Source organism: Hymenobacter sp. BT491 (assembly GCF_014349165.1).
Lineage (GTDB): Bacteria > Bacteroidota > Bacteroidia > Cytophagales > Hymenobacteraceae > Hymenobacter > Hymenobacter jejuensis.
Genome location: NZ_JACSJJ010000001.1, coordinates 877812 through 891415, shown reverse-complemented (window position 1 = coordinate 891415; position 13604 = coordinate 877812). Strand labels below are relative to the sequence as shown.

9 protein-coding genes are annotated in these 13604 nt (G+C 50.9%); 1 reads left to right on the top strand and 8 read right to left on the bottom strand.

Annotation, left to right across the window (positions count from 1 at the left end; translation table 11 throughout):
• Positions 1 to 17: 17 nt before the first annotated feature.
• From H9I52_RS03755 to H9I52_RS03725, 7 genes are all read right to left on the bottom strand, one after another.
• Positions 18 to 752 (bottom strand): SDR family oxidoreductase, encoded by a 735-nt coding sequence (locus tag H9I52_RS03755; RefSeq protein WP_139513983.1) that lies wholly within the window; start codon positions 750 to 752, stop codon positions 18 to 20.
• Between the two features lie 189 nt (positions 753 to 941).
• The gene (locus tag H9I52_RS03750) at positions 942 to 3362 is read right to left on the bottom strand and encodes a hypothetical protein (RefSeq protein ID WP_222940397.1); all 2421 of its coding nucleotides are present in this window, start codon (positions 3360 to 3362) and stop codon (positions 942 to 944) included.
• A 39-nt stretch (positions 3363 to 3401) separates the two neighbouring features.
• A complete protein-coding gene (locus H9I52_RS03745; RefSeq protein ID WP_187452713.1) occupies positions 3402 to 4505 on the bottom strand; it encodes a DUF4249 domain-containing protein in 1104 nt (367 codons plus the stop codon).
• A gap of 45 nt (positions 4506 to 4550) precedes the next feature.
• Positions 4551 to 7334, bottom strand: coding sequence for a TonB-dependent receptor (locus H9I52_RS03740; RefSeq protein ID WP_187452712.1), 2784 nt, complete (start codon positions 7332 to 7334; stop codon positions 4551 to 4553).
• A gap of 41 nt (positions 7335 to 7375) precedes the next feature.
• Positions 7376 to 8197, bottom strand: coding sequence for a hypothetical protein (locus tag H9I52_RS03735; protein WP_187452711.1), 822 nt, complete (start codon positions 8195 to 8197; stop codon positions 7376 to 7378).
• Between the two features lie 298 nt (positions 8198 to 8495).
• The gene (locus H9I52_RS03730; RefSeq protein WP_187452710.1) at positions 8496 to 8813 is read right to left on the bottom strand and encodes a hypothetical protein; all 318 of its coding nucleotides are present in this window, start codon (positions 8811 to 8813) and stop codon (positions 8496 to 8498) included.
• A gap of 149 nt (positions 8814 to 8962) precedes the next feature.
• A complete protein-coding gene (locus H9I52_RS03725) occupies positions 8963 to 10837 on the bottom strand; it encodes a cellulase family glycosylhydrolase (protein WP_187452709.1) in 1875 nt (624 codons plus the stop codon).
• 248 nt (positions 10838 to 11085) lie between these two features.
• Here H9I52_RS03725 and H9I52_RS03720 point away from each other — a divergent pair, with 248 nt between their 5' ends.
• Entirely contained in the window at positions 11086 to 12561 is a 1476-nt protein-coding gene (locus H9I52_RS03720) for a glycoside hydrolase family 30 protein (RefSeq protein WP_187452708.1), read from the top strand.
• Positions 12562 to 12671: 110 nt separating this feature from the next.
• Here H9I52_RS03720 and H9I52_RS03715 read toward each other — a convergent pair whose 3' ends face one another.
• Positions 12672 to 13586 (bottom strand): pirin family protein, encoded by a 915-nt coding sequence (locus H9I52_RS03715; protein ID WP_187452707.1) that lies wholly within the window; start codon positions 13584 to 13586, stop codon positions 12672 to 12674.
• Positions 13587 to 13604: the final 18 nt, after the last annotated feature.

Below are 13604 nucleotides of genomic sequence, written 5' to 3'. Positions count from 1 at the left end.
TACTACTCAAACACTTACTAAGTAAGCGCTTCGGCCATTGTCCGCATCTGAATCTCGATGATGCGAGAATTAGCTGATTGGGTGCAGGCTAGCAGTACGGCACCGGCTACGTCTTCGGGCTCTAACATGCCCGATTGGGCTACGCTCTCTTCTGTACGTCCGCGGCCAAGCGCAAACTCAGTTTTGACGCCGCCGGGGCAGATCGCACCGACCTTAATGCCATGCGGACGCAACTCTTTGTCAAGGGCTTGCGCAAAACCTACCTGCGCAAATTTGGTGGCGCAATACACGGCTTCGCCAGCAAACCCATACACCCCAGCCATCGACGACAACATCAGAATGGTGCCGGAGCCCTGGGCAATCATGGTAGGCACGGCGTGACGCGTAAACAGAAACGTGGAACGCACGTTGGTATCCATCATTTCGTCGTACTCCTCGGCGCTCGTATCGACAAGGTTCTTATAATTACCTAAACCGGTGTTGTTGATAAGAATATCGATGCGGCCGGCCGCGTCGAGGGCCTTTTGCACGGTTTGGCGCGCCGTTTCTTCGTCGCGGGCATCGCCGGTAACGAGTTCTACTTGGCTGCCGGAGCCGCGAAGCTCTTCGGCCAACGCTTCCAGCCGCTCCTGCCGCCGGGCCGTCAGTACCAGATGTGCGCCTTCGGCCGCCAAGGCCCGCGCGCAAGCCTCCCCGATGCCCGCGCTAGCGCCGGTGATGATCGCCACTTTTCCACTTAGTTTGCCTGCCATAATGAGTTGGTTGTGAAGTAGTAGGTAAGTAAACGACTATACTACGTGCGCTTTCACACAACAGACCACCCAATAAGCGAACGCGTTTTTTCAGAAGGCAATTCAAGCTTGTTGCGAGCAGAAGCAATCTTCACGTTCCAGGGCATGCAACTAGCCTACCCTATTCCAACGCCCCCTTGCATAACTTGTCTATAGTAAACCTTTTACCTCGAATGTAAAACTGGTGCTGCCTGCCAGCCCATTCGGAGCAAGCCCCTGAATTACAACCTGATACCTGCCAGGCTGATCGGAGGTATAAAATGACAATGTCTGGTTTCCGCTCCCCGCGGACACTATCTCTGGATTCCAGTAGAGCAATTGCCTGAAATCGGGCCGGCGGCTCTGTTTTTCCTGCTGCGTTTCGTAGCGCGGCGCGTAAAATTCGCGCTGCAGCTGCAAACCTTCGTAATCCCGCACCAAGGCGCGTGGGTCGAGTTGGAAGCCGTCCAGATCACCTTTGTATGTGCTGTAGCTCACCAACCCATTATATACCAGCGGCCCGTGAAAGTAGCGGCTGGTTACCACATCCAACCGCTGGATTTTCAGCGGGTCCATGGCCATGATTTTGTTGATGTTGAAGACCGGAACTCCATCCAGCAGCACCATTGGGTTGTCGTAAAACACGGTGCGGTTAGGATCGTCGTGCACCATAAAATGGAAGCCATCCTTCCGAATCCGCACCTGCACACCGGGCACGTATTCGCGCATTACCTCTTCCAGCACCTTAAAGCGGGTGTAGTCGTCGAGTTTATACGTTTCGCTGGGCTTGCCATAAAAGGGCACGCTGTCCAGCGCCGGCACTCTGTATAACGTGCTGTATTTCTTGTAATAAGCGTTTTGGACCTGAGCCGCCAGATGCCGCTGCGTAATATCCGTTTTGAAGCGCTCCGAAAGCCGGTATTGCGCTGGGATGGGGCTGGCATATTTGGCGGAAAAAGGACTAAAGAGCTCGAAATGATATGTGCTGTCGCGCTTAGTATCAGTCTGAACTACAAGCTCTTGCGAGCCATAAAAATCCTTCAGCTCAAACTGAATCTGCCCATTGCTTTTGCTCTTGGAGTTATACAGCCGAATGTAGCGGCCCGGCGCCGCCAGGTACGTAGTGATATCGGGCGCTGCTGCACCTGTAGTGCTGTGCGTAACGCGCCCCCGCACAAAATGGCCGTTTAGCTCCGGTGGATTTTCAAATGTCACCGCTTGATTGGTCAAAACATCCTCCCATCGAAACCGGCTCCATCCGTGCGTAAGCATCAGATTATCAAGCGCTTCATCTGCTTCTGTGCCAGTACTCGTCAAATAGTAGTCCGGGCTCTCGATGGCACCTTTCAGGTCAGAAGTCAGCCATAAGTAGCTGTTGATGTTGGGGTAAGTTGCAGTAGTCAAAGAATCCAGGCGGTAAACGGCCAGCGACATGTTAGCCGGCACGCCCTGCATCGTCAAATTGGTAGTAGCAAGCTGTAAACTGACTTTGTCACGCGGCGCATACTGTGGTTTGTCAGTCTGCGCCGTAATGAGCAAGCGTTTCGCAGGCCTTTTGAAATACAAGCGCTCACACAACGGCTTTTTCTTCGCATTGAAAAGCGTAAAATGAGAAATTCCTTCTGGCAGCTCTTTTTTATTAAATAAATAAGAACCGCTATTATCCATCAATCTGATATTAGCACTTACGGCTACTTGCGAACCTACGTGCCCCAGCAAAAAAACTTCCTCCGTGCTAGATATTCCTTTTGCCTGAACTGATATTTTAAGCTGCTCCGAATTTACTTCATCCAGGCGCATTACATAGCCTTCTTTGTAAGCCACTGGCAGCTTGCGCGTAAGAATTTGCTTATTGGCGATTTTGACGACAGCAGTATACCCAGCGTTAGCACCGCTCGGAGTAAAGGTAAACCGGCCTAGACCGAATTTCAAGGACTTAAATCGAGCGACATTTTTGCCTTGTTGATCCAATACAAAACCCTCTGCATCGACTCCTTTTCCGAATCTATCAACAATCTTAAAAGCTATCTGACTAGTAATATCTTCTACCAAATTACCTCCCTCAGGAAAAAACTGCGCATCATAAGCTACTGAATCAGCACCTGATTTCAAGCCCGCATTGCTTTGAGTGTTTATAATGGCAATAGTGCTTTGGTAATATAACTCAGGACTAAAATTTTTCATCCAATTCGTGTAAGCCCGCACCGTATAAGTGCCGGATACCAACGAAACCGGCAGCTGAAACGAACCCTGGCCTGTGGCATTTCGCAATGCAATCTTGCCTTGCAACACCGCATGCTTTTCATTATCAAATACTTCCACGTAAGCTATCTTGCTCATAGCCAAAGGTTTATGCGATATACCATCAGTAGCGTATACCTTAAACCACGCAACATCACCAACCACGTAACAGGTACGGTCCAGGTGTAAAAACAGCTTTTCCTGCACCACGCCTCGGTTGTAGCGCGCAAACTGCTGATTAATATTTTTTACAGAATCAGTTTGGCCAAAAGCACTAATAAATGAAAATGATCCACATAAGTAAAAAACAATTACTTTAAAAAAGCAAACTGTCTTTTTGTGACTAGGCATCGTTTTATAATTACAAATCATAGAACTTAACTAAGTGCATTACCGCCAGAAATCAGGTTTTACGTTTGTACCCCGGCGCCGGCAATCAACGCAATCGGTGGGTGCACCAGTATAGCCAATTATTTGTCCTATCATATTCGATATCGGATATACAGGCAAGTAATTAGGAGTATTAAAATAATTTTTAACTTCCGAAACCTTAATCGTATCGAGTGGCAAGCACGACTCGTACCCGGTACTCATTCTCCAAGTTTTGGGCAGCTCACTATTTTCAATAAAAATGCGCTTCTCGGCTACAGAATAAGCCCCTACGAACCCAATTACTGGCTCGGCTGAATTACTTAGATTATGAACGTTGCCCGTTAATTGCGACGGCAAAGGGTCGAAGATTGTGCCGATACTTTCGGTATTTTTTTTCAGGTTTTCCCAGTATATGTATTCTTCCTGCGTCTGAGCATATTGCCGCACCAGAATACTATACTTGTAGCGCAATTTTACCGAAGTAGGCGAAAACGAAGTCAGCGGATAATCCGCTACGACGTCCTGATTAAGACGGGTGGTATTTCCCAACTGAATCTGCGTTGATTTTTCGGTTACCCAGCAGTGGTATATGTCTTCATTCCGCTCTACAATCTGGCCGTTGTCATATTTATAAGAGCTATTGTATGCGGAAGTGTACTGCCAAGTTTCCTCATAATTCCAGCGGTAGTAATGCGTCTGATTGTTAGCATCATGGGAATTAACAAAAATCCGCACGCCTGTAGCGTCGGCTTTCCAGGCTACGTTGTCGATCGACGGGGTTGTCCTGATGGCCACATAATCAGACGTATATACTTTGCTATCCTTGGTTTTGAGGTATAATCGGCATCGTTTACCTGCGCTAATCATCAGATTACCAGACGAATAAGTTCCGGCCACAGCCTCACCGAGCGCGTACCGTGCACCAGCTTCTTCCTCAATAAAAACTGAAGCACCCGACTCGGCCGGCGGATTATTATCCTGTGCGAGGTTCTGAGTGCGTGACAATTTGATGGTACTGACGCCAGTGCTGTTGATAAATCCACTTACCACCAAAAGGCTCTCCGGCGCTCCTTTTACATCCGGCTCGAAAGGGTCGATGCAGCTGCTTATGGGAACCAACACACACCAGAATAGTATTAGCCGTAAAAAGGAATATTGCCGGTTCATCTAGAATTTGAAATTATACGTGACCGTTGGGATAGGCTGACCGAAAATCGATAATTGATACCCTCTTATTTTGCCATTTTCCGATTTAAAATAGATCGAATACGGATTTTTTCGGCCTGTAATATTATAAATAGCCAGCGTCCAGGAGCTGTGGGCGAGTTTTTTGACTTTATGATTGCCTTCAATGTTCATGGCAAAATCGGCGCGGTAGTAATCGGGTACGCGGTACGCGTTGCGCTCCGAATAATATACGCGGATGGAGTTGCCATCGTAATACTTGGCCAACGGCAGCGTGATAGGACGGCCAGTATTGTAAGTAAAGTTGAGCGAAGTACTAAAGCGGCGGCTAAAGCGATAATTACCGATTAAAGTGAAATCGTGAGGTTTGTCAAAATTGCTGGGATAATACTTGCCGCCATTTATCATATCGCTGGTGATGGCGTTATTTACCCGCACCAGTGAGCGGGAATAGGTGTAGCTCATCCAGCCGTTGATTTTGCCGGTTAGCTTTTTCACCATTACTTCCACGCCATATGCTTTGCCTTCGGCGTTAATTACATCCGTTTCAATGTGGTGATTCAAAATCAGCGTGGCGCCGCTTTTATAATCCACAAAGTCGTGCATGAGTTTATAATACGTTTCGATGGACGTTTCAATGGTATTGTCCTTGAAATTGCGATAATAGCCCAACGCGTACTGGTCGCCGATTTGCGGCCGGATATTCGAGTCCGACAATTTCCAGATATCCGTCGGCGACATTGAGGCCGTATTCGAGAGCATGTGGATGTACTGCCGGGTGCGGTTATAACTGCCCTTGACCGACGAATTTTCGGAGAGCGTGTACTTCACGGACATGCGGTATTCGGGGCCGTGGTAGGTAGCAATTATGCCACCCGATTTGTAAGAAACCGTATCAGTAATGGTGCTTTCCGACCTGGATTCGTTGGGCAGATAGCGGTATATGTTTCTGGGCCCCAAGGCATTATACAGCGAGTAGCGGAGGCCAAGCGAAACCGACAGCCGCGGCGTCAGTGTAATCAGGTCGGAGGCGTAGAGGGCACTTTCCAGCGCCCGTTCCTGCGGCAACACATCCGTGGTAATCAGCGATTGGCTACCCAGTGGTCGCAGGCTGCCGGGCTGAATCGTATACAGAATCGAGCTGGTGCCAAAATCAATGGTATGCTTGGCGTTATGGAAATAACTAAAGTCCGCCTGAACGTTTGCCTGATTTATTCGGTAGGCTAATCTCGATGCATTCACTGCGTTTTCTACGCTGGTAATGTCGTAGGCGTAATGGCTGAAAGCACTTGTTAAAACACCGTAAATCCGGTTGTTAAAAATGTGTTTCCACTTTAGACTAGCATTCTGATTTACGTAGTTATAAGTAGTATCCGCAGCCAATTTAAATTTATCGCTGCTCATATAGCCGGTGGCGTACAGCGTATTTTTACTGTCAAATTCGTGGCTAATGTGCGCGTTCAGATCGTAAAAAGATGCCGAGCTATTTTTAAAGCTTTTGTTGGGTACCTGGTGTAAAAGCCAATCAGAATAGCTGCTGCGTCCGCTGACGATAAAAGAGCTTTTGTCCTTCAGAATCGGGCCTTCTAGTGTCAAGCGGCTGGTTAGCAAGCCGATACCACCCGAGCCAGCAAATTGCTTTTTGTTTCCGTCGCGCGTGGCAATGTCCAGCACCGACGACAAGCGCCCGCCGTAGCGCGCCGGAATAGCGCTTTTGTACAGCTCGACGGTTTTGAGGATGTCGGGGTTGAAGGCCGAGAAAAAGCCGAACAAGTGCGAAGGGTTGTAGACGGTGGCATCATTAAACAGGATCAGGTTTTGGTCCGTACCGCCGCCGCGCACGTTCATGCCCGTGCTGCCCTCGCCCACCGACTTGACGCCGGGCAGCGTGAGCACCACGCGCAAAATGTCCGTTTCGCCGAAGGCGGTGGGCACCTGCTTCATGGTTTTGATGTCGAGCCGCTCCAGCCCCATTTGCATGCCCGCTACGTTTTTGTCTTTCTCGGCCTCAATCACCACTTCCTTCAGTGGCGTAATGTCCTCTTCCACTTCTATTTCCAATTGGCCGTCGTTGTGCAGCACCAGTTGGCGCCGGGTATTTTTGATACCAATTCCCCTGATTTTCAGTTCGTGCCGGCCCACGGGCAGCGTCAGCGAGTAGTACCCAAACTGATCGGTAGCTACCCCAATGGCCGGTGATTCAATAAATACAGAAGCGCCGATCACCGGCTCGCCCGATTTCGACTCCCGAATGTGGCCAGCAAGCGTTGCTTTGCCTTTGGTATTATCGGGGCGCCCGGCCCCTATTTCATACAGCTTCAGCTCGGCGGCGCTAGCGGTATGCGACTTACGAGGCGCATCGGAAGTACCCGAAATTACCGCTGATTGGCTAACTACCCCAGAGCCAGCTACTTGCGGCTTAAAAAAGTCATCGGGAAGATTGGGCTGAATGGCTTTTCCCGATGTGATAAAAACGCGATGCGCGGCATCGATCGAAAAGTGCAGATCCGTTTTGGCCAGTACCAGCGGCAACACGGCATCCAAGGGCTTTCCCTCAACCTGCAACGTCACCAACAGGCTATCTACTGCCGCTGGCTCGTAGTAAAAGTGATAACTGGTTTTTGACTCGACCTCTTTGACAAACTGTTCGAAGCTCAGATTTTTAAAATCTCCGCTAACATTCTCATTATTAAATATTTGCGCATAGCTCGCTCTGCTTGCGCACAGGAGACAAATAATTAAAAAAACGCGATAAAAATAGGTCATACAGTGTAAGCTATCCTCTTGGTTGCATATACCTAATTTGCTCAGTTTTGCGATGACGAGGACTGCGGCAGGGTAGAATAATAGCGCACCAGTTTTACGATGGAGTCTTCCCTTCTATTTTTAGTGAATTTTAATTTTTGAGAACGCACATATTTACGCAGATCACTTTTTTTATTAGGAAATAATTTCACAACCGTATATTTCTTCCCAACCTGATAATAGGTTTTATTTTTCTCAATAAAGAATTTATCAATCTCGTTGAATCTACCTTCTAACCCGGTTGGCGTAGCGCGCTCCTGCAAATCTTTTGCTCTTTTGGCTAATACTTTTACTTGAGAAGCAAACAACAAATCGTAAAACCCGGTACGAATAGGAGATGCTGTTAAGCTATCGCTTACCAAACGCACAAACGTGTGCCCATACAAAACAAAATATTTGACCTTCTCATTAACCAACTTCATTTTCAGGGGGCTAGCCGGGTGCTTAATTACCAACTGATCAACGTAAATATCGTAAAGCAACGGCACGTTCCGAAAATAAAAACCGTCGTAATAAATTCCTCCAGCAGCTTCTAGGTTCGACTCAAAAAACTGATCACCTTGGATATAAGGCTTATCGTAATTCACATATTCGGTCCCGTTGTACAGATGAGAATGGTTTTCAACCTCATCTATATATTGCTGATAAATCATATCTTCCGAAGCATTTACCGCAACAGAGTCAGCAGAAGCGATTTGACCGAAAGCACTATAGTTACTTACTAAACTTATCAACCAAAGACAGCAAAAAGCTATTCTACTACGGTTAAAAAAAAATGCCGAATCTATATTCCGCGGAAACGGGTTGTAATCATTCTTATTCATCTCTCTGAATACCCGTTTATAGTATTTTATAATTCTAAGCACCAGTCTTAATTGGCACCTGGCGTAGATACAGACCGCTAGCCGTAGGCTGATAAATATAGGAACTATTGCAGCAATAGCGTTCTTTAGTTGCATCTGGCTTTTGCTTGCCAACATCGTTTCGGTTCTGGCTATTTTCTGGCGCCTCCATTACCGAGTTATCCATTTAGCACTTGGTAAGGAGAACGCCAACAAAAAAGCCCAGCCGCACAAAGTACGACTGGGCTTTTGTAAGCTAAGGAGCTTGTAATAGGCTCGCTTATTTGGTTGGGTCAGCTTTAACCTTCGACTTTCTCTTTTTGTCTTTGGCTTTCACATCAGACGCTTTGGTTGTCGTGCCCTGCGATACGCCCGTGCCCGACTGCGTTTCTACGGTAGTGCCCGTAGAAGTGGTAGTTGCAGGCTCCGTGGTGGTCGTTGTCGTGTTTGTGGTGCCAGTCTGAGCGGGTTGCGTCTGTATGGTTGTGCTCTGAGCTGGCTGCGTTGTGGTCTGCTGGGTAGTGGTGGTCGTGGTCTGAGCATGAGCGGCAGACATTCCAGCAACGAACAGTGCGGCGAAGGCGAGTAAGTTTTTCATAAGTCTCTTTTTAAAGGCAAAAGGTGAACGAAAACTGGACATTTACGATCCAGAGTTAGCCTTTAACGGGAGATGTCTTCAAATGTTGTATTCGGGCGGCCACTTAGCCTAGCGAAACAGCCGTTTGGCCCAGTGTGCTCACCAGCATTTTATTTCGGTTCGCCGAACTTGAGCCAGCTAATCAGCGCACCGGGTTGCTCTACGTAAAGCTGTAGCGTGTGCGTACCAGCGGGCAGTGCAGCGGTTGTCATGGGCAAGGTTTGCCATGTGGCGGGCCCCGTTGGCCCGATGACGAGCGTGCCCACAACCTGCTGGTTTAGCTTGAGCAGCAGCTTAGCGGGCGCTGCAGTCGCATTGGCTACGCGCACCTGCACTTGGTATGCGCCGGGCTTGCTGATGCTGACCGTGTAGTGCAGCCACTCACCGGCTTCAGTGTGGCCGACAGCATAGCCGTTGGAGCCAGTATCTGTAACCTTCTGAATATCAACCCCATCATTCCGGTAGCCTCCGCCCTCATTCCAAGGCATGTGCTTGGTAAAATCGACGCGCCCGGCGTAAGTATCTGAGTAAGCCACGCCGTTGCGTCCCAAGTCATAATCGACCGCCTGGATGGTTCCGGGCAGCGTTATCTTCTTGAAAGGCAAGCTTTTATTACCAGGCTGAAGCAGCGCGGCCACTACATCTTTGTTTTGGGAGCACTCGCGAAAACGACTGTTGCGCAACAGCGCGGCGCGTCCTTCGGGCGTGAGGATGCTTCCGTATTCTTTCACCGAGAGCAGGCTAGTGGCGCCTTCTACGCGCTTGAGCGTCCAGTGGCACCATCCAATGTTTTGGTTATTAAGCTCTTGCACGGCCGTGGCAAACCAGTCGTTGGAGTTTTCGCCTGTCTCGCCCACCCATACCGGCACTTTGTGCTGATCGCGAAACGCGACGAGGTTGTGAATCAGGTTAATCTGATTGGGGTTGGGATCGCTGGCTTGCGGGTCGTTGGTGCACCAGTACCGATGCGCATTGTAGACGAGGTTGCGGGTGCTCTTGCTCTTGAGACGGTCGGGCGTGAGGTTGGTGTATTCGTTGCCGTAGCCGTTGCCCTCCAGCAGGATCAGGTGCTGGTCATTCTGGCTGCGCACCGCGTCGATGAGGCGACTATACAGGGCATTCAACTCGGTGTTGTCAGTGGATAAACCATTGGCAGCATTGACGTTATGCGGCTCGTTGATAAGGTCGTACATGGCTACGCGCGGATCGTTTTTGTAGCGGGCCGCGAGCTGTTGCCAGAGGCGTACAGTCATGTCTTGGTAGAGGTGACGGCCTTTGGCATCGGTGCGCTTCCACAAATCCAGCGACTTGAAGTTGTCGTTGATGTTGCGGTCGGTACCCTGGCCGCCCGGCGCGGCGTGCAAATCCAGAATGACGTAGAGTTTGTTGGCCGCACACCACTTCAGCACGTCATCGATCAGCTTCACGCCGTCGAGCTTGTCGGGCTGGACAAACAGCTGATTGGCGTCGTACCACTTGCTTAAGGCCGCCACGTAGGCATCGGTATTGCCCGAAGTGATGGCTTTGGTGCGGGCCTGTCGCTGCTCACGCGTCAGAAACAGATCGTAGTGAAAAGGCAGCCGCACGCAGTTAAACCCTTGATTGGCAATAAAATCGATATCCTCTTTGGTAACAAACCCAGCGCGGTACTGCTGGTAAAACTCTTCCATAGCCGCTTCCGGCATGGAGCGCAACAGGCCCTGCTTGATGCGCCATTGGCAGTTCAACGAATCGGTTTTGAGGATGTAGCTTTCCTGCAACAACCAACCGCCCACATTGAGGCCGCGCAACACCACCGGCTGGTTTTTGGCATCCATGATCGCGGGGCCGTCGGCGTGTAGCATGGGCAGCGACTGGGCTCGCACGCCGTGCGTTACCAGCGCCACCAGCCCAATACTCAGTAACAGAATAGGGTGGCGAATGTACTTGCGAATCAAAAAGTGGAGTGACGTGCGGGCAGAAACCGCAATCGTTTTCCTTTGCATTGGGAAGCAGTGGGCCATAGAACTTGCTTAACGGAGATGGTGAAGTACTTTGCGTACGCCAAACCGCCCGGCACAGCTGGCAGCGCGGCGATGGCTCGAAAAATACTAGCTTTTCGGTTTCGGGACCCCTCCGCAACTTTGCACCCGCTGCACAACTCGTTTTTGCCAGCAAAAGCCCAAACCCACTTACATAAGTAATTGATTATAAATTAGTTATAAAATAATTTTTCCAGCTTCTTTCCTCCTGCATGCGTAAAGATTTTATTGCTCTGATCGTGCTCTCGGCTTTGGGTTTGCACAGCGTTTCGGCTCAAAAAGCCAATCCGACGGCCGGAAATGCCAAAACCTATTCGGCAGTTGGTAAGAAAGCGCGCGTTTTCACCACCGCCGAGAATACCAACTACCGCTTGGCTGCCACCGACGAGCTGTCTTTTCAGGCCGCTGGGCAACCGCTTGAAACCCAGGTCTGTGTGTTCGTGGATCCGACGCATACGTTCCAGACGATGCTCGGAATCGGCGGGGCGCTCACCGATGCGTCGGCCGAAACCTTTGCTAAGCTGCCCAAACCCCAGCAGCAGGAATTGCTGAAAGCTTATTACAGCCCCACCGACGGCATTGGCTACACGCTGGCCCGCACCAGCATTCACAGCAGCGACTTTTCGAGCGGCAGCTATACCTATGTCGCTGATAATGACAAGGCTCTGAAGACCTTCAGCGTCAAGCACGATCAGCAATATCGCATTCCGTTTATCAAGCAGGCCATTCAGGCGGCCGGCGGCAAGCTGACGATGTTTGTCAGTCCGTGGAGCCCGCCAGCCTGGATGAAGGACAACCACGACCTGTTGCAGGGCGGTAAGCTGCTGCCCGAGTTTCGCCAGAGCTGGGCCGATTACTACGTCAAGTTTATCAAGACGTATGAGCAGCTGGGCATTCCCATCTGGGGCCTGTCGGTACAAAACGAGCCCATGGCCAAGCAAAAGTGGGAATCCTGCATCTTCACGGCCGAAGACGAGCGCGACTTCATCAAGGAATATTTGGGGCCGACACTGCAAAAAGGCGGTTTGGGCGACAAGAAGCTCATTGCCTGGGATCATAACCGCGACCTGATTTTTCAGCGGGCCAGCACCATCCTCGACGATCCGCAGGCGGCGAAGTACGTGTGGGGCATCGGTTACCACTGGTACGAAACCTGGACCGGCAGCGGCATGCAGTTTGAAAATCTGAAGCGCGTGGCCGAGACGTACCCCTCTAAAAATCTGATCTTTACCGAAGGCTGCGTGGAAAAATTTGATTTTGCGCAGGTAAACGAATGGCGGCTGGGCGAGCGCTACGGGATGTCGATGATCGGGGATTTCAACGCCGGCACCGTCGGCTGGACCGACTGGAACGTGCTGCTCGACGAAACCGGCGGCCCCAACCACGTGGGCAACTTCTGCTTTGCACCCATCATTGCCGATACCCGAAGCGGTAAGCTGCTGTATACCAACGCATACTATTACATCGGACACTTCTCGAAGTTTATCCGGCCAGGTGCGCAGCGTATCAGCAGCAGCTCAAACCGCGACATGCTTCAGACGACTGCGTTCCGCAACCCCGATGGCAAAGTGGCCGTGGTGGTGATGAACAATAGCACCAACAAACAGCCCTTCCAACTCTGGATCAAAGGCCAGGGGGCAAGTGCGGTCAGCCTCCCCCACTCCATCATGACGCTGGTGGTGAATTAATATCTCGCCACAACATCTTGTAGGTCAAGACATTACCTCATAAACCAAAAAAGCCCGTTTCTTCCCTCTGTTGAGGAAAGAAACGGGCTTTTTTGGTTTATAGCGACTGGCTAAGACAAAGGCTCGGGGGCAGGCGAGCTAGCCGGCCGCGAGCGATCTTGTGGCAATGGGACAAACTCGGCGTTGTCGGTGGGTGGCAGCGCGATGCGGCCGGCTTGCCAATCGGCTTTGGCCTGCTCGATGCGGTCGCGGCGCGAGGAAACGAAATTCCACCAGATAAACCGTTCGCCCAGCGGCTCACCCCCCAACAGCATCAGGGTGCTGGCTTCGCGGGCCACTATCACTGGGTCGATGCCGGGCTTGAATACCAATAATTGACCGGCGCTGTACGTTTGGCCGCTCACTTCTACGCTGCCCTTGGCTATGTAAGCACCTCGTTCGCGGTGCCCCTGCGGCAAACCAAATCGAGCGCCCAGCTGCAACACTACGTGCAGGTAGAACAGCGGAGAATGCGTCTTTACGCCGTTTTTCAACCCAAAAGCATCTCCGGCTATCAGCCTCATCCACACACCGTTATCGGTAAAGATGGGCAGCTCGTGGGGTTGATAATTCGTGAAGGCCGGGACACTTTCTTCGTCGGCTTCGGGGAGCGCTACCCACGTCTGGATCATTTCCAGCGCCCCGCCGGCCAAGGCTGTGGGATCTTCGAAGCGTTCGGAGTGGGCAATGCCGCTGCCGGCCGTCATCCAGTTTACCTCACCGGGCCGGATTATTTGCTCCACGCCCAGACTGTCGCGGTGGGTCACCTGCCCGCCAAACAAGTAGCTTACCGTAGAGAGCCCGATATGCGGGTGCGGCAGTACATCGAGCGTCGGCAGCTGTTCGGGTGGCAGATTCACCGGCCCCGCGTGATCCATGAAAATAAACGGCCCCAGCATGCGCCGCAGCCGAAAAGGCAAAATCCGCCGCACGCCGAAACCGGGGCTCAGCGACGCTGGGCGCGCATCAATAACTAAATCCAGCATAGATTAAATGCAATACTT